The organism is Streptomyces sp. NPDC059169, assembly GCF_042755225.1.
Classification (GTDB): Bacteria; Actinomycetota; Actinomycetes; order Streptomycetales; family Streptomycetaceae; genus Streptomyces.
Genome location: NZ_JBHZCF010000008.1, coordinates 197,779 through 220,734 on the forward strand (window position 1 = coordinate 197,779; position 22,956 = coordinate 220,734).

The following is a 22,956-nucleotide window of genomic DNA, read 5'->3' on the forward strand; positions in this document are numbered from 1 at the left end:
GTCCTGATCTCTCGGAAAGCTAACAGGAGGGCATCTCCGCTTATTCCCGGTCCCCTGCGCAAGTCCTCAGGCCCGCTCGGGCTGCCACTCCGACCGCTCCCGGTCGGGCCGGACGAACAGGGTGCCCAACGCCTCCGCCCACGCCTTGCGGTCGGCCAGCCGCAACCCCTCCCACACGGTGACCTGGTTCGCCGTGAGGACCGGTTTGCCCAGCACCCCCTCCAGCTCGGCGAGGTAGGCAGCCGTGTGGAGTGCGGTGTCCGGCATGAGCACCGCTTCGGCGCGCGGGTCGTTCCCGGCACGGGCCAGCTCCAGCACCTCCTCGCGCTCCCACCCACCGACCTCGGCCGCGGTGACGATGCCGCTCGCCGTGGCCGAGGTGACTTCCACGCCGGCCGCCCCGAGGAAGTCGGTGAACGCCGCCGTCACATCCTCGGGGTACGTCGCCGCCACCGCGACCCGGGTGACCCCCAACTCCTGGGCGGCGTGGACGAAGGCGAACGACGTGCTCGACGCCGGCAGCCCCGCCGTCTTGGCGAGCTGCCGGATCTGCTCCTGGGCGCCGTCCCAGCCGCGGATGAAACTCCCGCTCGTGCAGGCCCACACCAACGACTCCGCTCCGGCCAGCCGTAGCTCCTCCACACCGGCCGCGAGCCGTTCCGCCGATCCCATGGCGACCAGCGCGTCCTCCCGGTGCGCGTCCTCGCCGATGTCCGTGTGGAAGAGCGGCAGCCGGATGTCACTGTCCAGCAGGACCGCGATCCTGGGGTAGTCGTCCTCGGCGGAGTGTCCCGGGTAGAGGAGTCCGACGGTCGTCATGTCCAGCCTTCCTGTTCCTCGGGCTGCGGGGTCTCGCCCGACGCCGCAGCGTGCGGCGTCGAGTCCATGATCAGAGCCTGGTACGGGCCGACGGCGTACACGCCGATCCTGCGCAGCGCCGCCCAGATCGTCACCTGGTTCGCGGAGAGCACCGGCATGCGCAGTTCCGCCTCCAGCTGGGGTATCGCGTCATACGTCGGCAGGTTGGTGCAGCTGATGAAGAGCGCGTCGGCCGCGCCCACCACGGCCCGCCGCGCCATGTCCACCACGGACCGGTACGGCACCTTCCAGATGTGCCGGGTCAGCCCAAGGAAGGCGCGGTCCGTGACCGTTACCCCAGCTTCACCCAGATACTCCTCCAGCGCCCGGGTGACCGACTCCGTATAGGGGGTGACCAGTGCTATGCGACGGACGCCCAGTTCGTCGAGGGCTTCGAGCAGGGCACCCGACGTGGTGAGCGAGGGGACGTCCCCCGCCTGCGCCATCGCCTCGCACATGGCGCGCTCCCCGGCGAGGCCGCCCACGAAGCTGCCCGACGTGCAGGCGTAGGCGATCGCCTCGGGCTCGGACGCGGCCAGCGCACGCACCGCCTCACCGAGGGTCTCGTGCTCGCTGACGATCCGGGCCAGATCGAGGGAGACCTCGACGGGCACGTACGGCGTTCGGGTCAGGTGCAGCGACACGTCGTCGGGAACCCATCGCCACAGCTCCCGGTCCAGTGCGAAGTCGAACGGGGCGACCACGCCGACCCCCCGCTGCGGAGCCGGTCCGCCCAGGAGGGAAACATCGAGGGACATACTCACCACAAGCCCCCTTACGTCCTGTTGACGACGGTAGGTTCGGCTGCCAGCGTGGGTCAATCCGTACATGTCAGACGTTCAGAAACGGTTTCCGTGCGATGTCCGTCCCGATTCTTCTGGTGCTCAGGGCGGAGCCTCCGCCGCGCCTCGACCGGCTCGCCGACCGGGCCCACATCCGGTACGTCGACGAGCGCTCGCTCGCCGCCGAGCTGCCGCGCGCCGACGCCCTGCTGGTGTGGGACTTCACCTCCGACGCGGTGCGCCGGGCCTGGGCCGGCTCCGGTCGGCGGCCCCGCTGGGTGCACACCCCGAGCGCCGGGGTGGACCTGCTTCTCTCCCCCGAATTCGCCGCCTCGGACACGGTCCTCACCAATGCCCGGGGGATCTTCGACGAGCCCATTGCGGAGTACGTGGCCGCCCTGGTGCTGGCGATGGCGAAGGACCTCCCGGGCACACTGGAACTACAGCGCCAGCGGCGTTGGCGGCACCGCGAGGGCCTGCCGGTCGCGGGCAGCCGTGCGGTCGTCGTCGGCGCGGGCCCGATCGGCAAGGCGATCGCGCGCACCCTGCGGGCCCTGGGGGTGGACGTGGCCGTCACCGGACGCACCGCGCGCGCCGGGGTGCACGGCCAGGAGGACCTCGACCTGCTGCTGGCCCGCGCCGACTGGGTCGTCTGCGCAGCGCCGCTGACGGACGGGACGCGTCGGATGTTCGACGCTCGCCGCTTCGCGCTGATGCGGTCCTCGGCACGGTTCATCAACGTGGGACGGGGGGCGCTGGTGGTGGAAGCCGACCTGCTCGCCGCCCTGGCCGGTCGGCGGATCGCGGGAGCGGCCCTGGACGTGTTCGAGGAGGAGCCGCTCGGTCCCGGCAGCGTGCTGTGGGACGCGCCCGGCCTGATCGTCTCCCCGCACATGAGCGGTGACACGGTCGGCTGGCGGGACCGGCTGAGTGAGCAGTTCGTCGACATGTTCGAACGGTGGGTTGCGGGGGAACCCCTACCGAACGTGGTCGACAAGAAACGTGGGTACGTCCCCACCCATGACACCTGAGCCGAACACCAGCACCGGACCCGCCGACCCGACCGCCATGACCGCACGTCGCCTCGTCGACGGCTACGAGCGGGGGGAATTCTCTCCGCGGGAGGTGGTCGATGCCGTCCTCGACCGTGCCGCGGCGGCACAGCAGCTGACCAACGCGTTCGTCCGCATCGACGGCGAAGGGGCGCTGGCCCAGGCGGAGGCGGCCACCGAACGCCGCCGCAGGAAGGAGCCGCTGGGTCCGCTCGACGGGGTCCCGGTGACGGTCAAGGACGTCCTGCTGCAGGCCGGTGCGCCCACGCTGCGCGGGTCCAGGACCGTCCGTCCTGAGGCGTCCGCCTGGGACGAAGACGCTCCCGCCGTGGCACGGCTGCGGGAGCAGGGCGCGGTGCTCGTCGGCAAGACCACCACGCCCGAGTTCGGTTGGAAGGGAGTGACCGATTCGCCCCTGAGCGGGATCACCCGGAACCCGTACGACGCGTCGCGCACGGCAGGTGGCTCCAGCGGTGGCAGCGCCGCGGCGATCGCCCTCGGAGCGGCGCCGCTGTCCGTCGGGACGGACGGCGGCGGCTCCGTCCGCATCCCCGCGGCGTTCTGCGGTGTCTTCGGCATGAAGCCGACGTACGGCCGGATCCCGCTGTACCCGGCGAGCCCTTTCGGGACGCTGTCCCACGCCGGGCCGATGGCGCGGGATGCCGCCGACGCCGCGCTGCTGCTCGACGTGCTCGGCGGGCCGGACTGGCGGGACTGGTCGCAGCTCGCCCCCGCGCCCGACACCAGCGCCACGCTGGCCGACGGGGTGAAAGGGCTGCGCGTCGCGTACTCGCCGTCGCTCGGGGGTCAGGTGGCGGTGGCTCCCGCGGTCGCCTCGGCCGTGCGGGGCGCCGTGGAGCGGCTCGCGGAGCTCGGCGCGTACGTGGAGGAGGCAGACCCTGACATCGCGGACCCGGTGGAGGCCTTCCACACCCTGTGGTTCAGCGGGGCGGCCCGGCTGGTGCAGCACTTCGGCCGGGAGCAGCGTCAGCTGCTCGACCCGGGGCTGCGGCAGGTCTGTGCGCAGGGTGCACGGGCGTCGGCGCTGGACTACCTGACCGCGGTGGACGTACGGATGGCGCTGGGCCGGCGCATGGGCCGGTTCCACACCGACTACGACCTACTGGTCACGCCGACCCTGCCGATCACCGCGTTCGAGGCGGGCGTGGAGGTGCCGCACGGTTCCGGCCACCGCCGCTGGACGGGGTGGACGCCGTTCACGTACCCGTTCAACCTGACCCAACAGCCCGCCGCGACGGTGCCCTGCGGGGTGGACGAGGACGGGCTGCCGATCGGAGTGCAGCTGATCTCGGCGCGGCACCGGGACGCGCTGGTACTGCGCACGGCACACGCGCTGTACGAGTCGGGCGCGGCGACGATCCCTCCGCCGCGGCTCCCCTAGCACCCCGGCGGGCGGTACCGGGCGCGGCTTCGGCTCGGGTCCGGGCCGTCGTGCCCGGGCCGGCGGACGCCGCGGGCGACGGGCCCCGGCCGTGCGTGCCGCGGACCGTTCCTCGCCGTCCCGGAGCGGGTCTCCGGTGGCTCACGCCGGTCGGTCACAGGCGCCGGAAGCTGAGCGTCTCCCCCCGCGCGCCCGCGCGCCACAGGTCCTGGCAGGCTTCGGCCATCCGGTCGAGACCGTCGACGACCGTGCCCCAGACCGTGCCGGGGACCCAGCCCGTGTCACCGTTGATCAGCAGGTTGTTGCGCTCGTAGAACAGGGCGAGGTCGACGGTGACCGGCCGCGAGACGTCCCGGTCGTAGCCGTACGCCGCGGTGGCCAACTCGGCGCCGCTGAAGGTGAAGTAGCAGAGGTCGCCGGGGATCGGGGTCACCGTGGGGTTCTCCAGCGGCGGCTCCTGCTCCGCGAAGCCCGGGAACAGGGCGTAGACCTCGTTGCGCGCGTACTTGGCGTGGTAGACGTCCGAGCCCAGCGGCAGCGCGTCCCAGACCGCCCGGCACGTCTGCGGCGCCCGGTCGGCAAGGAGCTTCGCCGTGCAGCGCACACCGCGCTCGTCGAGCGAGACTTCCACGTATCGGTCGTTCACCCGTTCTCCCTGCGCTCTCGGCCGGAAGCGGCACCGCCTGCGCGGCGCGCTTACCTGCCCCTGCCCATCGGGGCGCCTCTCTAACGGGGCGGCACTCCGCGGGCGGCGGGCCGGACGGGTTCTTCCCGCTCGCTGCGGAGATGCGTACGGGGCTGGAAACGAACGGCATATCCGCGTCGGGTTCGGGTAGCCGCGCGCCCATGGCTCCACCACAGGCACACGAGATCACGTCAGGAACCCCCGGCAGATCCGGACTCCGCAGGCGCACGCTGCTCGCCGGAGCCGCCGCGCTCGGAACCGTGGGAGCGGTCGGAACGACCAGCGCCTGCAGCCGCGTGGCCACCGCCGACGCGGGGGACGGCGGACACCTACTGGAACAGTTGCGCGCGAAGAAGACCGTGCGGCTCGGTCTGGCGGGCGAACAGCCCTACGGTTACATCGGCAAGGACGGCGAGATGACGGGGTCCGCCCCGGCCATCGCGAAGCGGATCTTCAAGGAACTCGGCGTCGAGAACGTCCAGCCGTTCGCCACCGAGTTCGGCTCGCTGATCACGGGGTTGAACTCCCTGCAGTTCGACGTCGTCGCGGCCGGAATGTACATCAACCCCAAGCGCTGCGAGCAGGTCATCTTCGCCGACCCCGAGTACCAGATGCTCGACGCGTTCCTGGTCCGCAAGGGCAACCCGAAGAACCTGCACACCTACAAGGACGTCGCGAGGACCGGGGCGCGCATGGCGACCGGCGTCGGCTACGCGGAGATCGACTACGCCAAGGAGGCCGGCGTCGAGGACATCACGACCCTGCCCGACCAGCTCGCCGGGCTGCTGGCCGTCGAGCAGGGACGGGTCGACGTGTTCGTCGGGACGGCCGTGACCGTGCGGAACGTCGTCGAGGAGACCGGCACCACCAAGGCCGAGGCGACCGGCGAGGTCACTCCGTACGTGGACGGCGAGCCCGTCGTCGACGTCGGCGGGTTCGCGTTCCGCAGCCCCGAGACCGCCCTCCGGGACGCCTTCAACCGCGAGCTGCACAAGCTCAAGAAGAGCGGTGAGCTCCTCGCCATCATGCAGCCCTTCGGATTCGCGAAGGACCAGATGACGACCATCACCGCCAGGGAGAAGTGCGCGCCATGAGTGAAATCAGTTGGGGTTTGTGGGAACTCCTCTTCAAAGGGGTGTGGATAACGGTCCAGTTGACCGTACTCAGTGCCGCACTCGCCGCGGTGGTCGCCTTCACCGTCGGCCTCGCCCGAATACACCGGCTACGGGCCGTGCGCTTCGTCGCCGGGGCGTACTTCGAGATATTCCGCGGCACGTCGGCGCTGATCCTGATGTTCTGGATCTTCTTCGTGCTGCCGTTGGGCTTCGGCTGGCAGCTCGTTCCGATGTGGGCCGCCGTCCTCTCCCTGGGGCTCACCTACGGCGCGTACGGTTCCGAGATCGTCCGCGGCGCCGTCAGGGCGGTCGCCCCCGCACAGCGCGAAGCAGGCGTCGCGCTCAGCTTCACCCCCGCCCAGCAGATGCGGAAGATCGTCCTGCCGCAGGCGTGGCCGGAGATGGTCCCGCCTTTCACCAACCTGCTGATAGAGCTGCTGAAGGGCACCGCCCTGGTCTCGGTCATGGGGGTCGCCGACATCGCCTTCGGCGGCGCGCTGGTGCGCAACGCCACCGGGGAGAGCGCCCCCGTCTACACGATCGTCCTCGTCATGTACTTCGTCCTGGCCTTCGCCGTGACGCGCGGGATGCGCGTGCTGGAACGACGGGCGAAGGCGGGTCTCGGTCAGCAGCCCGTGCGCCGCCCCGGCCTCACCGGCCGCCTGGGCGGGCGCCGGCCGAGTGGCCTCACCGCGCGTACGGGAGGTGAGAGCTGATGACGTGGGACTGGTCCGCTGTCGGCGACTTCATGCCACGGTTCTGGGACGGGCTGTTCGTCACCCTGCAGGCACTGGTACTGGGGGCCCTGGTCGCCTTCACCCTCGGCCTGGTGTGGGCCCTTGCCCAGCGCTCGCCCTCGGCCCTGGTGCGGGGGCCGGTGACCGCCGTCACCGAGTTCGTGCGCAACACGCCGCTGCTGGTGCAGCTGTTCTTCCTCTACTACGTGCTGCCGGAATGGGGCGTCACCCTGAGCGCGATGGCCACCGGTGTCGTCGGCCTCGGCCTGCACTACTCGACGTACACGGCCGAGGTGTACCGGGCGGGGATCGACGGTGTCCCGCAGGGTCAGTGGGAGGCCGCCACCGCGCTCAGCCTGCCGCGCACCCGCACGTGGGGCGCGGTGATCCTGCCCCAGGCGATCCGCCGCGTGGTGCCCGCACTGGGCAACTACGTCATCGCGATGCTCAAGGACACGCCGATGATCTTCGTGATCGGCGTCATGGAAATGCTCGGCCAGGCGCGCCAGTTCGCCTCCGAGACGTTCCTGACGGTCGAACCGCTCACCGTCGTCGGCGTCGCCTTCATCGCCATCTCGTACCCGGCATCCCTTCTCATGCGAACCCTGGAGCGCCGCCTTGTCCGCTGACACCCTCCGTCCCGCCCGCCCCGAAGACGCCCGCGACGAGCTGATCCGCTTCGAGAACGTGACCAAGCGCTTCGGCGGGAACACCGTGCTCGACAACCTGTGCTTCTCGGTGCGGCCGGGCAAGCACGTGACGCTGATCGGCCCCTCCGGCTCCGGCAAGACGACGATCCTCCGGCTCCTGATGACCCTGATCAAGCCGGACGAGGGCACCATCACCGTGGGGGGCGAGCACCTCTGTCACGAGGAGAGAAACGGAAAGCTCGTCCCAGCCGGCGACAAACACGTCCGGGAGGTGCGCAAGAACATCGGCATGGTGTTCCAGCAGTTCAACCTCTTCCCGCACATGAAGGTCCTGCGCAACGTCACCGAAGCCCCGGTGCACGTCCTCGGCCTCTCCCAGGACGAGGCCGAGGAGCGGGCCCGCGAACTGCTCGGCCTGGTGGGGCTCGGGGACCGTTGTGACGCGTACCCCAGCCAGCTCTCGGGCGGGCAGCAGCAGCGGGTCGCCATCGCCCGGGCCCTCGCGATGCGCCCTCAGGTGCTGCTGCTGGACGAGGTCACCTCGGCACTCGACCCCGAGTTGGTCTCGGGGGTGCTCGACGTACTGCGCGACATCGCCCAGAGCACCGACATCACGATGGTGTGCGTGACCCACGAGATGAACTTCGCACGGGACATATCCGACGAGGTCCTGATGTTCGACGAGGGCCGGATCATCGAATCGGGAGCACCCGCGGACATCTTCAGTTCGCCGGAGCACGAGCGGACCCGGGACTTCCTGAGCGCCGTCCTCTAGGAGCGCCCGGTCGTGCACGGCCGTACACCTCGCGCGCGTGCGGCGCCGGGGCGGAGCGCTGCCACCGCCGGGCGGATCGGCGGCCGGGCACGACCGGGCAGGGCGGAGTGCACGCGTGCGTCCCGCGGCCCGGCCGGCCGGCTGGCGGCCGGAGGCGCGCGGGTGGCCGGAGGCGCGCGGGTGGCCGGAGGCGCGCGGGTGGCCGGAAGGTGCCACCGTGGCGGCAGCCTGCCGCGGGCGACGAGCCGCACAGTCCGTTCCGTCCGGTCCGGCCCCGGGCCAGGGCCTTTGCGGAACCGGAACGTTCCAGCGAACTATGATGCTGACACTGGCATATGCCTGGAGAATGACCCCAGACCAACGATCCGCAGTACGCGATATTTCTCGCCAACAGCCGCCCCGTGGGCGGTTCTTGGCGGCTATCGTGATAGAGAAGCTTGCGGTCACAACCTGGTAGGGGGAAACCGTGGCGCTGAAGCCCGAGCCGACCGCGCCGTTCCATTCGGTGCAATACGCGCTGCGCGTGCTGGAAACGATCTCCAGGCACGGCAGCGGGGTGACCGACGTCCAGATCGCCCGCGAGACCGGGCTGCCCACCGGCCACCTGGCGTCCATGCTGCTGATGCTGCGCCGCGAGGGCTACGTCGAGCAGGTGGGCGACGGCGCCTATGTGATCGGCGACTCCCTCGTCCTGCTGGGCTCCGGTGCCACCCGGCGCGAGGCACTGGAGCGGAAGCTCCAGGAGACCCTGACCGAGCTGCGCGATTCGGTGGGTGCCGCGGTCTACATCAGCCGGTACATCGACGGCGAGGTCAAGATCACCCAGTTCGCCGACGGCCCGCGCACGCCCAAGGTGAACGAGTGGGTCGACTTCCGCTCGGCGGCGCATGCGAGCGCGGTCGGCAAGTGCCTGTTGACCCAGCTCGACCAGAACGGCCGACGCGACCACCTGTCTCGCCACAAGATCGCCCGACTGACCTCCCGGACGATCACGAACGAGCTGGTGCTGTTCTCCAAGCTGGACAGTCAGCCGCCCACGGTTCCGGTGCTCGACCTTCAGGAGTACGCGGTGGGCACGGTCTGCGCCGCCGTGCCGCTGACGGCCGGCGCCTCCGTGGGCTGCCTGGCGCTCTCGCTGCCGATCGAGCACGCGCACCGGCTGCGCGCCGCGGCGGACACGCTGAACCGCCGGGCTGCCCCCGTCGTGCTGTCGCTGGCCCTGTAATCCCCCACCAGACGACGTTCGCCCCTCACGGCACGAGGAGCGGTCAGGCCGCCGGCCGGTGGTCGGGAGCACCCTGCGGAACCGGGTAGTATTACTTCCGTCGTCAGCCGCCGAGAGCGGCGAGAACGGCAACCCGCGCCGCTAGCTCAGTTGGTTAGAGCAGCTGACTCTTAATCAGCGGGTCCGGGGTTCGAGTCCCTGGCGGCGCACAACTCCACGGAAGGCCACCCGCATTGAGCGGGCGGCCTTCCGGCGTTTCCGCCCTCATCCGCCCCGGGCATCGCGGCCGGACGCGAGCGGACAAGAGACGCGCGCGGTGACACGCCCCACCGGTGCCGGGAAGCACAGTACGGCTCCGGGGCCCCACTCCGGACTCCCCCGGGCAACCGGCAGCCGTGATGTGCGTCACCCTCCCGTCCGGCGGCACCCGCCGTGCCTCCCGGCGAGCCACCGGCCCTCACGCAGGCGCGCAGCCACCCACGGCACACGCGGAGCGGCCTCGCGGCGTCCAGGTCAGGGGGTGCTCCGTGCGCCGCCGTCGATCAGCGGGGTGTGGCCGAACGCGCGCACAGCCTCGTAGTACAACCGCGCCGTCGCCCGGCAGGACGACCGCCGGGCACGGACGTAGCCGGCGCAGACCCGCTTCATGTCCGCGTGGAACGCCGAGTCGAGCCTCGTCTTGTTCGCGGCGAAGGTTCCCGCGGCCTTGTAGTTGCGGTAGCCGAAGTCGTGACGGGCGCAGGATTTGCGGAAGGGGAATCCCAAGGGGCGGTCCGGTGCGTGGGAGCAGTAGTCCGTGGACCAGTCGAAACCGTAGGCGTGCCAGGCGGCACGGTGTTGACGGGCGGACCACCAGGATCGGTAACTTCCGCTGCTCGTGCCGGTCCAGGAGCCGAGGACCAGGGGCTTGTCGGCCGGGACTGCCGCGGCGGTCCCGGCGGGGAAGAGGACGACCGGTAGTGCGAGAACGGCGGCTGCGAGCGCGAGGGCGGGGCGGCGACGCATCTGCGGGACCTCCGGACGGAGCGGGAATCGGATCGGACGAGGCCGGGCACGTCACACCCGTGCCGGACGCCTCGCCAAGCGTCCCGTCCGCGGACGCCGGGATCCGGCTGCACGGACCGCGAGCCGCGGGTGAACTTCCGTAGCTCCGTGCGGAGCGGGGACGCGCCGCCGAGTGACCGGCCGCAACGCACGGGGTTCACCGGCCCGGCAGGTCCTCCCTGCCGTGGCGCCGGTAGTCCTCGTCCAGTCCTGCCCGGTCCTCGCCCGTCAGGAGGCGGTAGGTGCCCGCACCCCACGGACGCCACCAGACGGGGTCGTCGCAGCGGAAGCCCTCCCGGCGCAGCCCCACACGATGGATCTTGCCGGTGGCCGTCACCGGAAGGTGCGCGACGACACGGACGAACCGGGGCGGCATCTTCGTCCCCAGATCGGACTGGGCGTCCAGGAAGGCCCCGAAGGCCACGGGGTCGAAGGCGACGCCCCCGTGCAGCGCCATCGCGCACATCACCTGGTCCCCCGCGGCCGGGTCCGGGACGGCGTACACCGCCACGCCCGCCGCCGCTTCCCAGCGCGCCAGGATGTTCTCGATCACTGCGGCCCCGAGGTTCTCGCTGTCGACCCTCAGCCGGTCGTCACTGCGTCCGGCGAAGTACAGGAAGCCGTCGGCGTCGCGGAAGAAGAGGTCACCGGTCCAGTACCAACCGCCACGGCGGCGCGCCGCGTCGGCCTCGGGGTTGCGCCAGTAGCCCTCGAAGGGACTGCTGCCTCGGTTGACCAGCTCCCCTATCGCTTCGTCCCCGTTGAGCAGTCTGCCCGCGGGGTCGAAGCGGGCCGCCGCACGTTCCCGTCCGGTCTCCGGGTCCACGACCGCGAGGTCGTCACCGGGCGCGGCCCTGCCGATCGCGCCGCGCGGTGTGCCGGCGCTGCGCTGGATCGCAGCGCCACCCTCGGACGAGCCGTAGCCCTCGACCAGACGTACGCCGAAGCGCTTCTCGAAGCGCGCCGCGTCCACGGCCCCGGCTTCGGTGCCGAATCCGAGCCGCAGCCGGTGGTCCCGGTCGTCGGGGCGTTCGGGAGTGGCGAGCAGGTACTGCACCGCCCGCCCGACGTAGGTGAAGTAGGTGGCCCCGTGGGTGCGTACGTCGTCGAGGAACCGGGTGGCGGAGAAGCGGCGGCGGAGCGCCACCTGCGCTCCGGCGACGAGCGCGGGCGCCCAGTCGGCGATGACCGCGTTCCCGTGGAACATCGGCATGCATACGTAGTGGACGTCGTCGGATCGCACGGCGAAGTGCGAGGCGAGTGACGCACCCGCCGCGGCCAGCCGACCCTGGCTGCAGATCGCCGCCTTGGGCGCGCCGGTCGAACCCGAGGTGAAGTAGAGCAACATCCGGGTGCCGGGACCCACGGTGGACAGCGCGGCGTCGCCCGGCTCCGCACCGGCGTAGGGCGCGAGGAGCTCCGCGTAGTCGTCACCGTCGGTCACCAGCACCCGCACGCCGGGCAGGTCGAGGCCGTCGAGCAGCGGCAGGTGGGCGCGCTCGGTGACGAGGACCCGGCAGTCGGTGTGGACGACGTCCCGGGCCAGGTCGGCACCGCGACGCGTCGGGTTGAGGCCGGCGACGGCGGCCCCGGCGAGGGCCGCCGCGCCGAGCCAGAGCGGGAACTCGGGCGTGTTGTCGAGCAGGACCCCGAGGTGCGGCTCCGCTCCCCGGGGCAGCAGGTCCGTGAGCAGTGCCGCCCGTGCGGCGGCACCTGCGGCGACCTGGTGGTGGCTGAGGACGAGTCCCTCGTACCTCAGCCCCGTCCCGTGGTCGTCCCACTGGCGCCGGACGAGCTCCGCGACGGTCGTGGTGCTCCCCATGGCGCCGCACCATAGCTGATGGTTCGTCAGAAGAGAACGTCCGAGCAGGCATAGAAGGCGTTCCCGGTGTCGTGCACGGTCCACACCGCCAGGATCAGGTGGCGGCCGGACTTCACCGGGAGGGTCCCGGTGTGGGCGAGGGCGTAGGGCGGCCGCCGGCCGTGGTACGGGACCGTCAGGAACGGCTGGGGGTCGAGGGCGGCCCGGGTGAGCGGCTGGTCGGGGTGCCAGCCGTTCCTGGTGATGTAGTACCTGAAGTCGGTCGTCGCGTGGGGAGCCGTGAACTGCCACCGGAAGGTGTGGCTGGCACCCGCGGTGAGGTGGGTCGCCGGCCAGGCTCCGCCGCGCGGGTCGTCGAGTTGCGCGAAGCGGCTGTTGCCGCCCGCGCAGATCGTCCCGTCGGAGGGTCCGGCGAGCGGGAAGCCCTTGGGCCCCTCGACGCTCTGCGGTTCCCACTGGATCTCGCCACAGTTCGTCACGGTTCCGGTGGCACACAGCTTCTGCCTGCTGATCGGGGATTCGGTGTAACCGTGGCCGCTGGCACTGCCGGTGGCGAGCAGGGACGCCCCTGCCACCGCGAGGCCGGCCACGGCCGCGCCTATTCGCTGTCGCATGCTGTCGCTCCTGGAGAACGTGGGGGAGTTCTGTGAGCCGTGCTGCGCGCCCGTGCGGTCGTACGCATTCAGGTCTAGACCAAGTCCCAGATTATGGGCGAACGTTGAACATGTCCAGACCAATCACTACACCTCGACGCCACCCGTCCTGGAACAGAACGCCACGGTCAGATCCCGTACGAGGGCCTTCCGTTCGTAGTCGTCGAACTCCGCGAGACCGCGCGCGGTGAGCCGTTGCATGGTCTCTTCCACCGCGTCCACCACCGACGTCAGCACGATCTCCCGCCGTCCGGCTTCGATCGCCGCGATCCGGTGACGACGCACCGCCGCGGCCACCTCCGCGGTGTATTCGATGCTCGTCGGCTGGACGGAGAACACCTCGATGCCCACCGGGGCGCACTCGGCGACGAGGATCTTCGTCAGTGCGTCCCCGACAGCCTCGGCGTTGCGCAACGTTGGTTGCAGCTCGTGGACGAAGGCGTCCGAGCCCGTGGGAGAGGCGTCGGCGGGCAGTTGGGAGAGCACCCTGCTCAACGCCGATTCCACCTGCTCCCGCAGGTACGCCTCGTGGTCCGCGACGGCGAGGAGCGCCCGGGCGGTGTCACGGACCCGCCACACGACGAGGACGACGACCTGGAGCGAAGTGCCCTGCGCGTCGACCGCCGGCATCGGCTCGCTGCGCCAGTGCCGCAGCCGCACGTCGACCCTTCTGCGCAGCAGCAACGGGCTCACCCACATGAGACCGGTGCGGCGCACGCTCCCGCGGTACTCGCCGAACAGGGTCAGCACCCATGCGCTGCCCGCCCTGCCGTGACAGAGCCCGCCCAGGGCGAACAGCACGAGCACCACTCCGACGGCGAGCAGGCCCCACCGGCCGAAGCCGACGCCGTGGTACGACCGTTCCGGAAGGCCGACCAGATCGGTCAGCACCGATGGCAGGGCCCCCGCCCAGTGCAGCACGGCCGCGCACCCGAGGAGGGCCACGAGACCGGCGACCAGGGCCGTCCAGCCGGGCAGGACCGGCCCCGGACGCTCATTCAGCCGGGGATCCGCTGCCGGCACCGGGCGAGTGCGCGCGGTGATGACGGCGGCCGGGGCCTGCCTCCCGGCGGGCACGGTCACCCGCGCCATGAATACGGTGTCCGGCCCGCCGTCGTCCTCGTCGTCCGTGCCCGCGTTCCCGGCAGGACGGCCGCCGGGCTCGACCGCGGCCCCCGAAGCGTCACGGAAGAGCAGGTGCACGGGGATCGAACCGGTGTTCTCGCTGCCGATCACCACGGTCCTGCGGCCGTTCGGCTGGCGTTCGTAAGCGGGCTGACCGGACGCTCCGCCACCCGCTCCGGTCGCTGTCGTCGTGGAGGTACCGGCCGGCGGGTCGGCAGCCGCCGGGCCGGTGGCCGTCCCGTCGTCACCTGCGCGGGTCCGCGGCCCGGCCTCGACGCCCGGCTCCGGCGGCACCGCCAGCGCGCCGTACACGCCTCCGGCCTCGTAGGGGCCCCCGGCGTGGGGCTGCCCGCCTCCGAACGGATCGAACGCGCCGTCCTGGCCGGCGGGATCGCCGAGGTCGCCGAGGTCGCCGGGCGAACCCAGCGCGGGGAGCCCCGCCTGCCGGACCGAGACCGACGCGGCCGTCAGCCGGGTGAGGGGCATGGGCGGACCCGGCGGGTCCTCGGAGTAGGGGGTCGTGGGGGTCACCGTCAGTCGCCTCCTCGCGAGGTCGGTGCACATCAAGGTCGTAGATCATGGGAAAAGTCGTCGCCAGGTCTCGGGACCCGGGATTCCGTCGGCCGCGCCGCCCCGCCAGCCCTGGGCGCGCTGGAACTCCTCGACGTTGCGGCGGACCGCTTCGCTCCAGAGCGGCCGGGGACCGGCGGCGGAGTGCCTGCCGAAGCCGCGTGCGGCCAACTGCCGGCCGAGCGTCTCGATGTGGGGGTTCGACCGGCCGGGCCCGAAGCTCCCCCCGCCGGGGTATGCGGGTGGTGTGCGGGCCGCCCGGACCGCCCCGGCGCGTGGGATGTCCTTGCCCGTGCCGTTCACCAGGCGGCGCCAGGTGTCCGGTCCGGGGGTACCGTCCGCCTCCGCACCGGTCCAGCCTTGGGCTCGCTGGAACTCCGCGGTGGCCCGCCGGTCGGCCTCGCCCCAGCGCGGGTCGGGTCCCTGGCCATAGAAACTCTTCGCACCGCGCTCCACGAGCAACCGGCCGAGCTGGGCAACGTACCGGTTGACGGCGCCGGGCAGGAAGGCACTCCGGCCCGGGTAGAAGGCCCCGGCCGCCGTCGCCGTCGCCGTCGCGGCCACTGTCGCTGTCGTTGTCGTGGCGGCGGGGAGGCCCGTGGTGGTACCGCCCACGAGACCCTTGTAGCGGTAGGCCACGTAGCTGCTGGAGTTGGTCCAGTACGCCATCGGCGTGGCCCTCTTCCGGGTGGACGGCTTCGTCTGTTCGTAGGCGACGTAGTACGTGTGGGTGTAGTCGGTCCATCCGCCGAAGATCGTGACGTGCGATCCCTTCGCCGGATCGGTCAGGTTGTGGAACAGCAGGATGTCGCCGGGCTGCAGGTCCTTCCGGTCTATCCGCACCCCGAAGTTGGCCAGGCTCCCGGTCCATTCGTTGCTCGCGAGGCCCCACGCCATCGAGACATAGCCCGAACAGTCCTGGCGGTAACCGTCCGACCAGTACTCGGTCATGGAATACGGCACTTTGGCCGCCACCCAGCTCTTCGCCCGGTTGATGATGGCGGTCCGGGTCGTCTTGGGCAGTACGGCCTGTCCTCCGGTCTGACCGGGCGCGGGAAGTCCGTGCAGCGGGCCCTGGCCGCCCTGCGGGGTGTCCGTTTCGGGGTCCTCGGGATCACCCGGTCGGTCCGCGGCCACCCGGGCGCCTACGGAGGCGCGGGCCTCGGGGCCGGCCGTCGCGGAGTCGGCCGCTGCGGAGGGGGCGAGCACGCCCGCGCACCCACTGCCCAGCATCCCTGCCGCGGTGATCAGAACGAGCGCGCGGTGGGCTCCGCGCGCTGCGGGGCGGCTCCCTTCCCGCAGCGGAAGTCCCCGGGCGCGGGCGCGCCGTTGGCGGACGCAGCCGGAGCAGGCGCAGTCGCCGGGCTCGTACTCCTCGAACACCGGAACGCTCATCCGTTTCCCTTCCGACTCACCGGACTCATCCGTCATGACAAAACGCATTTTGACGGAGCAACGTTAAAAAACGACCATCCGACAGGCCGGTGCGGCGAAGGAAATGGTCGGGAGCCCTTCCGGAGTCGGGTAGAGTTCCCCGGGTCAGCAAGCGCCGCTAGCTCAGTTGGTTAGAGCAGCTGACTCTTAATCAGCGGGTCCGGGGTTCGAGTCCCTGGCGGCGCACGCAGCAACGAAGCCCTCTCACCACCGGTGGGGGGGCTTCGGTCGCTTTCCGTACACAGGGGAATCCCTTGCGATCAACGAGCCGGTTCATGGAACCTATCCTGGAGCCAGTGGTTCCAATGGGGCATCCGCCTCCTGCAATTGGGGGCAGCGGAGGGGATGCACCGGTTGCTCCGGCCGTGGGGCGGGGGTCCCCGTTTCACCAACCGAGACCGCGACCGGCATGATGCAACCGGAAGACCATCGTTTTATGTCTACGCGGACGGTGGCCTGCCACTGGTGTCCGGCCCGGCTGGCCAAGGGGAGCCCCGGTACGGACCGACACGACCGAACGATCACGCAGCCAGCAGGCGTGCGGGGGGATGAACCATGACGTCGACGCCGAACGGCGCCCGGCAGCAGGACGACGACCCTTCCCGGACCACGCAGCTTCGGGTTCCCCCGCAGCTCCGGACGGGCGGCCACAGGCTTCGCCAGAAGAAGGCCCTACCGAGATACGACTACGAGCACTACAGCCGGCTCGCCGGTCCGCTCACCCAGCCCGATGCGTCGAGACCGTACAAGGTCCAGTACCGGTCGCTCATCTCGCAGGAGCCGCACCGGGTGCGGGCCGCCCTGCTCCTCGGCGCCGCGCCGCTGGTCTCGCTCGGCCTCTTCGTCTGGCTGATGCAGCCGCAGCACTGGACGGAGCGCGACCCGAACCTCAAGGACGACCTGCTGCTCGTCCTCGACGCCGTCATGCTCGTCTCGATCGGCCTGATCGAGCTCTTCCGCACGATGAACGTCCTGTCGAACGCGCACGCGACCCTGGTCGCCCGCGACCCCGTGCCCGTCGTGCCTGAGTCCGGTACCCGGGTCGCCTTCCTCACCTCCTTCGTGCCGGGCAAGGAGCCCCTGGAGATGGTGACGAAGACCCTGGAGGCCGCCGTCAAGATCCGCCACCGCGGACTGATGCACGTCTGGTTGCTCGACGAGGGCAACGACCCCGAGGTGAAGGCGGTCTGCGAGCGCCTCGGCGTGCACCATTTCTCCCGCAAGGGCATAGCCAAGTGGAACCAGCCCACGGGTGCCCACCGCGCCAAGACCAAGCACGGAAACTACAACGCCTGGCTCGACGCCCACGGCGACAAGTACGACTTCTTCGCCTCGGTCGACACCGACCACGTGCCGTTGCCGAACTACCTGGAGCGGATGCTCGGGTACTTCCGCGACCCGGACGTCGGCTTCGTCATCGGCCCCCAGGTGTACGGCAACTACGACACCTTCGTCACCAAGGCCGCCGAGTCCCAGCAGTTCCTCTTCCACGCCCTGATCCAGCGCGCGGGCAACCGGTACGGCGCCCCGATGTTCGTCGGCACGTCCAACGCCGTCCGTATCAAGGCCATCAAGCAGATCGGCGGTCTGTACGACTCGATCACCGAGGACATGGCGACGGGCTTCGAGATGCACCGCGCCCGCAACCCGGAGAGCGGCAACAAGTGGCGCTCGGTCTACACCCCGGACGTGCTGGCCGTCGGTGAGGGCCCCACCGCCTGGACCGACTTCTTCACCCAGCAGCTGCGCTGGTCCCGCGGTACCTACGAGACGATCCTCAAGCAGTACTGGAAGGGCTTCGGGACGCTGCCGCCCGGCAAGCTCTTCAACTACACGATGATGATCATCTTCTATCCGATGTCCGCCCTCAACTGGATCCTGGCCGCACTGAGCTGCGCCCTGTTCCTCGGGATGGGCGCCTCGGGCGTGCAGATCGACCCGGTCATCTGGATGATGCTGTACGGCAACGCCTCCGCACTGCAGATCGGCCTCTACATCTGGAACCGCCGCCACAACGTCTCTCCCCACGAGCCCGAGGGCTCCGGCGGCCTCGCCGGCATGGTGATGTCCGCGCTGTCCGCGCCGATCTACGCCCGCTCCCTGATGGACGCCGCACTGCGGCGCAAGAGCGGCTTCGTGGTGACCCCCAAGGGCGACTCGTCCAGTCCGGACACCCTTTTCGGCACCTTCCGCATCCACCTCTTCTTCATCCTGGTCTTCGGCGGGTCTCTGGTCTCCGCGTTCTTCTTCGGGCACGACCACCCCGCGATGATCACCTGGGCCAGCCTGGCCCTGCTCATCACCGCAGCGCCGATCTTCGCCTGGCGCTGGACCATCCGTGAGGAGAAGAAGAAGCGCAAGGGGCGCCGCCGCGCCAAGACCTCCGGCGGCGCGGAGCAGACCGCCCACGACCCACAGGCTCAGCCCGACTGGGCTCCCGCCGACCAGACCATGCAGATCGCCCTTGGGGGACGTAAGAAATGAGCACCCTTCCCGTCCGGCCGAACTACCGCAAGAACCGGGCCCGGCGAGTCCTGATCGGCGTGGCGGTCGTGGCAGTGATCACCGGTTTCAACGGGCCCGCCCTCTACAGGTACGGCTCCGACCAGTACCACGAGTACACGATCAACAAGCCGGAGTACAAGGCAGAGAACGGCCACTGGGACTTCCTCGACATCCCGGCCGAGTACAGGGTCAACTCGATCCACGCGGCACTGCTCCACACCGGCAAGGTGCTGCTCATCGCCGGCTCCGGAAACAACCAGAAGAACTTCGACGCGAAGAAGTTCGAGTCGGTGCTGTGGGATCCGAAGACCAACGACTTCAAGCTGATACCCACGCCCAAGGACATGTTCTGCTCCGGGCACACCCAGTTGCCAGACGGCAAGCTGCTGGTGGCCGGCGGCACCAAGCAGTACGAGAAACTGAAGGGTGACGTCACCAAGGCCGGTGGCCTGATGATCGTCCACAACGAGGACCCGGACAAGCCGATCACGCTGCCTGCGGGCACCAAGTTCACCGGCAAGAAGAACGGCAAGACCTTCATCACCAAGGACTCGCTGCTCGTCGAGAAGGCGAAGAAGGTCTTCGACAAGAAGACCGGCAAGTTCCTGCGCACCGAGGCGGGCCTCGGCCGCATCTACGTCGAGGCCGCGAAGTCCGGGAAGACGTACGAGACGGGCACCGAGGACAACTACCGCATCCACGGTCTCAAGGGCTCGGACAACCGCAACGTCTACGGCATCGCCCAGAAGCTGGCCCTGGACAAGAAGGACTTCCAGGGCATCAGGGAGGCCTTCGAGTTCGATCCGGTCGCGGAGAAGTACATCACCGTCGACCCGATGAACGAGGCCCGCTGGTACCCGACGCTCACCCACCTGAAGGACGGCAAGGTCCTCGCGCTCTCGGGCCTGGACGAGATCGGGCAGATCGTCCCCGGCAAGGACGAGATCTACGACCCGAAGACGAAGAAGTGGGAGTACACGGGGATCGAGCGGCGCTTCCCGACGTACCCGGCGATCTTCCTGATGGACAACGGAAAGCTGTTCTATTCCGGTTCGAACGCCGGGTACGGGCCGGCCGATGTGGGCCGCGACCCCGGCATCTGGGACCTGGACACGAACAAGTTCCAGAAGATCCCGGGGCTGAGCGACCCGGACAAGATGGAGACCTCCGCGACCGTCATGCTGCCCCCCGCCCAGGACCAGAAGTTCATGGTCATCGGCGGCGGCGGGGTCGGTGAGTCCGAGGAATCCAGCGAGAAGTCCCGGCTCGTCGACCTCAAGGACGCGAACCCCCGTTTCCAGGACGGCCCGACCCTGGAGAAGGGCACCCGCTACCCGAGCGCCTCGCTGCTGCCGGACGACCACATCCTGGTCACCGGTGGATCCGAGGACTACCGCGGGCGGAGCGCCTCCAACATCCTGCAGGCGCGGACGTACGACCCGAAGTCCGGGACGTACAAGCGGGTCGCCGACCCCCGAGTGGGTCGCAACTACCACTCGGGTTCGGTACTGCTGCCCGACGGCCGTGTGATGATCTTCGGCTCCGACTCGCTCTTCGCCGACGAGGCCAACACCAAGCCCGGCGTCTTCGAGCAGCGGATCGAGATCTACACGCCGCCCTACCTGTACCGCAGTTCGCGCCCGCAGATCACCGGCGGACCGAAGAAGATCGCGCGCGGCGGAACGGGCACGTTCTCCAGCCCGCGGCCGGCGGAGATCAAGACGGCGAAGCTGATGCGCCCGAGTGCCGTCACACACGTCACGGACGTCGAGCAGCGCTCGATCGCGCTGGACGTGAAGAAGACGGCGGACGGCTTCCAGGTCACCGTGCCGAAGAACCGCGCGCTCGTCCCCTCCGGCTGGTACATGATGTTCGTGACCGACGACAAGGGCACGCCCTCCGAGGCCGTCTGGGTCGAGATCCCCTGAGTCCCGGCCGGGACGCGACGCACGGAACACGAGAGGGGGGTGCCCCCACCACGGTGGGGGCACCCCCTTCGTCGTACGTCCGGACCTACTTGGTGTTGCGGGCCAGTTCGAGTGCGTACTCCGGGTACCAGGCGCCGGCCTTCGGGCCGCCCTTGCAGTCGCCGTCCGACTCGCCGGGTCGCTTCACCCACAGAAAGGCGTCGACCAGCGGATCGCCGGTCTTCGTGGTGGGGGTCTCGCCGAGCGCGCGGCCCGGCGGGTTGCACCAGTTCTCCTTCGGATCGCCCTGGGTGTAGGGCCCGTTGCCGTTGCGGCTGGTGTCGATCACGAAGTGCTTCCCGCCGACCTTGGGCGAGAGCATCCGGCCGAAGTCCTTGCTGGCCTGCGTCGTCTGGAAGTTGGAGACATTGACCGCGAACCCGTCGGCCTTCTCGATGCCCGCCCACTTGAGCGGCTCGAAGAGGGAGTCCGGTTGGGACCAACCGGCGTTGCCCGCATCCAGGTAGACCTTCGTCGCGGGCTGCTTCTTGAGTCGCTCGATGGCACCCTTCAGCAGGTCGTAGCGCTCCTCGTGGAACTCGTCGGGCGTGCAGCCGTCCACGAGGTGCAGCACCGCGTCCGGCTCCAGGACGACCGTCGCGCGACGGTCCCCGATGCCCTTGGCGACCTTGTCGACCCACTCCCGGTACGCGTCGCCGTCTGCGGCACCGCCCTTGGAGAACTGTCCGCAGTCGCGGTGCGGAATGTTGTAGAGGACCAGCAGGGCGTCGCGGTCGGCCTTCTTCGCCGCCTCCGTGAAGCCCCTCGCCTCTTCCTCCGCATCGTCCGGACCGATCCACTCGCCTACCGGCTGCTCGGCGATCTTCTTGATGAGGTCGGCGTTCTTGCTGTTCCCGTCCTCGAGGTACGCGGACACCTGCTTCGCCGCGTTCCCCTCGGGGTTGACCCAGAAGGGGTCCTTCGCCTTCGGCTGCTGCTTGACGGTCGGCTTCTCCCCGTCGCTACCGGAGGAGGAGCACCCCGCCACCAGCAGTGCGGCTCCCGCCACGACCGCCGCCCAGCGAGTACGCCCGACGTAACTGCCGTACATCCACTCCCCCTTGGTGCATGTTGTGCTGTGGCGGAGCCACCCCCCATGGCTGCCCCGCCCGACCGGACGAGGCCGGCCGATTCCATCCTGGCATACGCGTCCGGAAGGGCGCGGTAACAGGGGCCGCGGCGTCAGACCCCTTTGGCGTCCGTCAGGTAGGCGGACACCACCACGTTCGCCGTGTACGCATGGCTTGCCTTGTCGTAGGTGCCACCGCACGTGATCAGCCGGAGCTCCGCTCGACCCGGCTGCCGCGCCCCGTAGACCCTCCGCGCATCGAAGCGCTCGCGGCTGACGACCTGGACGTCGTCGACGGTGAAGACGGCCACCGAGCCGTCCGCCCGGGTCACCTTGATCTTCGCCCCGGGTTGGGCCGCACTGAGGGTGTAGAAAACGGCCGGCTCGGACGTGGTGTCGACGTGTCCGACGAAGAGTGCCGTGCCCGCTGCGCCGGGCCGGGTGCCGGGGCCGAACCAACCGACCGTCTGCGGGGTCGCGTACGGCGGCGGATCCACCGCGCCGGTCGTGTCCAGGCCGCGCGCCACGACCGGGGCGGTGACCCCGATCGACGGAATCTCCACCTTGCTGGGCAGGGCGGGCCGCAGGGGGGCGTGCGCAGGGGGCAGGGGCACGCCGAGGGGACGGCCCACCGCGGCCACGTCACCGGTCGTCGGGGCGGAGGCGCCACGCGGCCCCTCACCGGCACCGCGCCCCCACAACCACAGGCCGAGCAGCAGGACCGCCCAGGCCACACCCGTCAGCCGGCGTCCGCCGCCGGGCTTGCGTCCACCGGAGGAGGACACGGCGTTCAGTCCTCGTCGCCCGAACCGACGCGGCGGCGGGCGGCGCTGCGGAAGGCCACGGTCACCGCCGCCACCGCCGCCAGGACGAGGCCGATCACGGTGTGCGGGGTCCCGGGGCCTCGGCTTTCCTCGGACTTGGCCTTCTGCGCCGCCGCCAGCTCGGCTGCGGCACCGCCGCCGCCGGCCCGCACCGGGGCGTGCGGGGTCGCCTCCGGGTCGGAGGCATCCGTGTCGTCCTGCTCGTCATCCGGGTCTTCGCGGCCCTGGTCCCCGCCCTGGTCCTCGTGGTCCCGCTTGCCGCTCTGACGGTCCCGGCCCTGGTCCTGCTGACCGGTCTGGTGCTCCCTGTCCTGCTGCTTGCCGCTCTGGCGGTCCTCTTCCTGCTTCTGCTTCTGCCGGTCCTGTTCCCGCTTCTGCCGGTCCTGCTCCTGCTTCTGACCGCTCTGCCGGTCCTGGTTCTGACCCTGCTGCTCGCGGTCCGGCCGCTGCGACGGTTCGGGCTGCTGCTCCGGGCCCCCGAGGCCGCCCGCGGAGGCGGCGGGGGCGGCCGGGACCCGGATCCGGGCCTGCCCGTCCTGTTCGATGGCGTGCACGACCCCGGCGGTGGCCAGCACCAGCGCGCCGGCGCCCGCCCCCGCCATACGGAGAGCAATCAGAACTGAACGCATTGTGAACCTCCTGTACCAGCAGATTCACTCGTT

Annotated in this window: 20 protein-coding genes and 2 tRNA genes; 11 read left to right on the top strand and 11 right to left on the bottom strand. The window is 70.4% G+C overall.

Annotated elements, in window-relative coordinates; translation table 11 throughout:
* Positions 1-66: 66 nt before the first annotated feature.
* Both ACFXOM_RS17280 and ACFXOM_RS17285 read right to left on the bottom strand, forming a co-directional pair.
* The gene (locus ACFXOM_RS17280) at positions 67-819 is read right to left on the bottom strand and encodes a decarboxylase (protein WP_384931354.1); all 753 of its coding nucleotides are present in this window, start codon (positions 817-819) and stop codon (positions 67-69) included.
* A complete protein-coding gene (locus ACFXOM_RS17285) occupies positions 816-1,616 on the bottom strand; it encodes an aspartate/glutamate racemase family protein (protein ID WP_384931565.1) in 801 nt (266 codons plus the stop codon). The genes ACFXOM_RS17280 and ACFXOM_RS17285 overlap by 4 nt, the downstream gene beginning before the upstream one ends.
* A 101-nt stretch (positions 1,617-1,717) precedes the next feature.
* On the opposite strand from ACFXOM_RS17285, the gene ACFXOM_RS17290 reads away from it, so the two are divergent.
* The gene (locus ACFXOM_RS17290; protein WP_384931351.1) at positions 1,718-2,671 is read left to right on the top strand and encodes a D-2-hydroxyacid dehydrogenase; all 954 of its coding nucleotides are present in this window, start codon (positions 1,718-1,720) and stop codon (positions 2,669-2,671) included.
* Complete coding sequence (locus ACFXOM_RS17295) at positions 2,661-4,094, top strand: amidase (RefSeq protein WP_384931348.1); 1,434 nt, start codon at positions 2,661-2,663, stop codon at positions 4,092-4,094. The genes ACFXOM_RS17290 and ACFXOM_RS17295 overlap by 11 nt, the downstream gene beginning before the upstream one ends.
* Before the next feature lie 154 nt (positions 4,095-4,248).
* Here ACFXOM_RS17295 and ACFXOM_RS17300 read toward each other — a convergent pair whose 3' ends face one another.
* Positions 4,249-4,740 (bottom strand): DUF3830 family protein, encoded by a 492-nt coding sequence (locus tag ACFXOM_RS17300; RefSeq protein ID WP_384931345.1) that lies wholly within the window; start codon positions 4,738-4,740, stop codon positions 4,249-4,251.
* 200 nt (positions 4,741-4,940) lie between these two features.
* On the opposite strand from ACFXOM_RS17300, the gene ehuB reads away from it, so the two are divergent.
* From ehuB to ACFXOM_RS17330, 6 genes are all read left to right on the top strand, one after another.
* Positions 4,941-5,873, top strand: coding sequence for an ectoine/hydroxyectoine ABC transporter substrate-binding protein EhuB (gene ehuB, locus ACFXOM_RS17305; RefSeq protein WP_384931342.1), 933 nt, complete (start codon positions 4,941-4,943; stop codon positions 5,871-5,873).
* On the top strand, positions 5,870-6,610 hold the full coding sequence (ehuC, locus tag ACFXOM_RS17310; protein ID WP_384931339.1) for an ectoine/hydroxyectoine ABC transporter permease subunit EhuC: 741 nt from the start codon (positions 5,870-5,872) through the stop codon (positions 6,608-6,610). The genes ehuB and ehuC overlap by 4 nt, the downstream gene beginning before the upstream one ends.
* Positions 6,610-7,260, top strand: a complete 651-nt coding sequence (gene ehuD / locus ACFXOM_RS17315) for an ectoine/hydroxyectoine ABC transporter permease subunit EhuD (RefSeq protein WP_384931336.1) — start codon at positions 6,610-6,612, stop codon at positions 7,258-7,260. Before ehuC ends, ehuD begins: the two co-directional genes overlap by 1 nt.
* Positions 7,250-8,056 (top strand): ectoine/hydroxyectoine ABC transporter ATP-binding protein EhuA, encoded by an 807-nt coding sequence (ehuA, locus tag ACFXOM_RS17320; protein WP_384931333.1) that lies wholly within the window; start codon positions 7,250-7,252, stop codon positions 8,054-8,056. The genes ehuD and ehuA overlap by 11 nt, the downstream gene beginning before the upstream one ends.
* 466 nt (positions 8,057-8,522) lie before the next feature.
* Positions 8,523-9,281 (top strand): IclR family transcriptional regulator, encoded by a 759-nt coding sequence (locus ACFXOM_RS17325; RefSeq protein WP_384931331.1) that lies wholly within the window; start codon positions 8,523-8,525, stop codon positions 9,279-9,281.
* Positions 9,282-9,416: 135 nt separating this feature from the next.
* A tRNA-Lys gene (locus ACFXOM_RS17330) sits at positions 9,417-9,490 on the top strand.
* Positions 9,491-9,794: 304 nt separating this feature from the next.
* On the opposite strand, the gene ACFXOM_RS17335 is transcribed toward ACFXOM_RS17330, so the two are convergent.
* The 5 genes from ACFXOM_RS17335 to ACFXOM_RS17355 form a co-directional block, all read right to left on the bottom strand.
* Positions 9,795-10,286: a phospholipase gene (locus ACFXOM_RS17335; protein WP_384931328.1), complete on the bottom strand. Its 492-nt coding sequence runs from the start codon at positions 10,284-10,286 to the stop codon at positions 9,795-9,797.
* 196 nt (positions 10,287-10,482) lie between these two features.
* On the bottom strand, positions 10,483-12,147 hold the full coding sequence (locus ACFXOM_RS17340; RefSeq protein ID WP_385038364.1) for an AMP-binding protein: 1,665 nt from the start codon (positions 12,145-12,147) through the stop codon (positions 10,483-10,485).
* Positions 12,148-12,173: 26 nt separating this feature from the next.
* Positions 12,174-12,761, bottom strand: coding sequence for a lytic polysaccharide monooxygenase (locus tag ACFXOM_RS17345; protein ID WP_384931322.1), 588 nt, complete (start codon positions 12,759-12,761; stop codon positions 12,174-12,176).
* A 126-nt stretch (positions 12,762-12,887) separates the two neighbouring features.
* On the bottom strand, positions 12,888-14,456 hold the full coding sequence (locus ACFXOM_RS17350; RefSeq protein ID WP_384931319.1) for an SPFH domain-containing protein: 1,569 nt from the start codon (positions 14,454-14,456) through the stop codon (positions 12,888-12,890).
* Between the two features lie 45 nt (positions 14,457-14,501).
* The gene (locus ACFXOM_RS17355; RefSeq protein ID WP_385038367.1) at positions 14,502-15,890 is read right to left on the bottom strand and encodes a peptidoglycan-binding protein; all 1,389 of its coding nucleotides are present in this window, start codon (positions 15,888-15,890) and stop codon (positions 14,502-14,504) included.
* A gap of 151 nt (positions 15,891-16,041) precedes the next feature.
* Between ACFXOM_RS17355 and ACFXOM_RS17360 the strand changes: the two genes are divergently transcribed.
* The 3 genes from ACFXOM_RS17360 to ACFXOM_RS17370 all read left to right on the top strand — a co-directional run bounded on the left by ACFXOM_RS17360 (position 16,042) and on the right by ACFXOM_RS17370 (position 20,362).
* Positions 16,042-16,115, top strand: a tRNA-Lys gene (locus ACFXOM_RS17360).
* Positions 16,116-16,484: 369 nt separating this feature from the next.
* Positions 16,485-18,413, top strand: a complete 1,929-nt coding sequence (locus tag ACFXOM_RS17365) for a glycosyltransferase family 2 protein (RefSeq protein WP_384931314.1) — start codon at positions 16,485-16,487, stop codon at positions 18,411-18,413.
* Entirely contained in the window at positions 18,410-20,362 is a 1,953-nt protein-coding gene (locus tag ACFXOM_RS17370) for a galactose oxidase-like domain-containing protein (protein WP_384931311.1), read from the top strand. The genes ACFXOM_RS17365 and ACFXOM_RS17370 overlap by 4 nt, the downstream gene beginning before the upstream one ends.
* An 85-nt stretch (positions 20,363-20,447) precedes the next feature.
* Here ACFXOM_RS17370 and ACFXOM_RS17375 read toward each other — a convergent pair whose 3' ends face one another.
* The 3 genes from ACFXOM_RS17375 to ACFXOM_RS17385 all read right to left on the bottom strand — a co-directional run bounded on the left by ACFXOM_RS17375 (position 20,448) and on the right by ACFXOM_RS17385 (position 22,923).
* Positions 20,448-21,452 carry a glycoside hydrolase family 6 protein gene (locus tag ACFXOM_RS17375; RefSeq protein WP_384931308.1) on the bottom strand — a complete coding sequence of 335 codons (1,005 nt, stop codon included), beginning with the start codon at positions 21,450-21,452 and terminating at the stop codon, positions 20,448-20,450.
* Between the two features lie 131 nt (positions 21,453-21,583).
* Entirely contained in the window at positions 21,584-22,255 is a 672-nt protein-coding gene (locus ACFXOM_RS17380; RefSeq protein ID WP_384931305.1) for a class F sortase, read from the bottom strand.
* 5 nt (positions 22,256-22,260) lie between these two features.
* Positions 22,261-22,923 carry a hypothetical protein gene (locus tag ACFXOM_RS17385; protein ID WP_385038369.1) on the bottom strand — a complete coding sequence of 221 codons (663 nt, stop codon included), beginning with the start codon at positions 22,921-22,923 and terminating at the stop codon, positions 22,261-22,263.
* Positions 22,924-22,956 lie beyond the last annotated feature (33 nt).

Bases quoted from the DNA above. Each gene is read 5' to 3' on its own strand.
- ACFXOM_RS17280 (WP_384931354.1), bottom strand. From the start codon at position 819: ATGACGACCGTCGGACTCCTCTACCCGGGACACTCCGCCGAGGACGAC.
- ACFXOM_RS17285 (WP_384931565.1), bottom strand. From the start codon at position 1,616: ATGTCCCTCGATGTTTCCCTCCTGGGCGGACCGGCTCCGCAGCGGGGG.
- ACFXOM_RS17290 (WP_384931351.1), top strand. From the start codon at position 1,718: ATGTCCGTCCCGATTCTTCTGGTGCTCAGGGCGGAGCCTCCGCCGCGC.
- ACFXOM_RS17295 (WP_384931348.1), top strand. From the start codon at position 2,661: ATGACACCTGAGCCGAACACCAGCACCGGACCCGCCGACCCGACCGCC.
- ehuB (WP_384931342.1), top strand. From the start codon at position 4,941: ATGGCTCCACCACAGGCACACGAGATCACGTCAGGAACCCCCGGCAGA.
- ehuC (WP_384931339.1), top strand. From the start codon at position 5,870: ATGAGTGAAATCAGTTGGGGTTTGTGGGAACTCCTCTTCAAAGGGGTG.
- ehuD (WP_384931336.1), top strand. From the start codon at position 6,610: ATGACGTGGGACTGGTCCGCTGTCGGCGACTTCATGCCACGGTTCTGG.
- ACFXOM_RS17335 (WP_384931328.1), bottom strand. From the start codon at position 10,286: ATGCGTCGCCGCCCCGCCCTCGCGCTCGCAGCCGCCGTTCTCGCACTA.
- ACFXOM_RS17340 (WP_385038364.1), bottom strand. From the start codon at position 12,147: ATGGGGAGCACCACGACCGTCGCGGAGCTCGTCCGGCGCCAGTGGGAC.
- ACFXOM_RS17345 (WP_384931322.1), bottom strand. From the start codon at position 12,761: ATGCGACAGCGAATAGGCGCGGCCGTGGCCGGCCTCGCGGTGGCAGGG.
- ACFXOM_RS17355 (WP_385038367.1), bottom strand. From the start codon at position 15,890: ATGAGCGTTCCGGTGTTCGAGGAGTACGAGCCCGGCGACTGCGCCTGC.
- ACFXOM_RS17365 (WP_384931314.1), top strand. From the start codon at position 16,485: ATGACGTCGACGCCGAACGGCGCCCGGCAGCAGGACGACGACCCTTCC.
- ACFXOM_RS17370 (WP_384931311.1), top strand. From the start codon at position 18,410: ATGAGCACCCTTCCCGTCCGGCCGAACTACCGCAAGAACCGGGCCCGG.
- ACFXOM_RS17375 (WP_384931308.1), bottom strand. From the start codon at position 21,452: ATGTACGGCAGTTACGTCGGGCGTACTCGCTGGGCGGCGGTCGTGGCG.
- ACFXOM_RS17385 (WP_385038369.1), bottom strand. From the start codon at position 22,923: ATGCGTTCAGTTCTGATTGCTCTCCGTATGGCGGGGGCGGGCGCCGGC.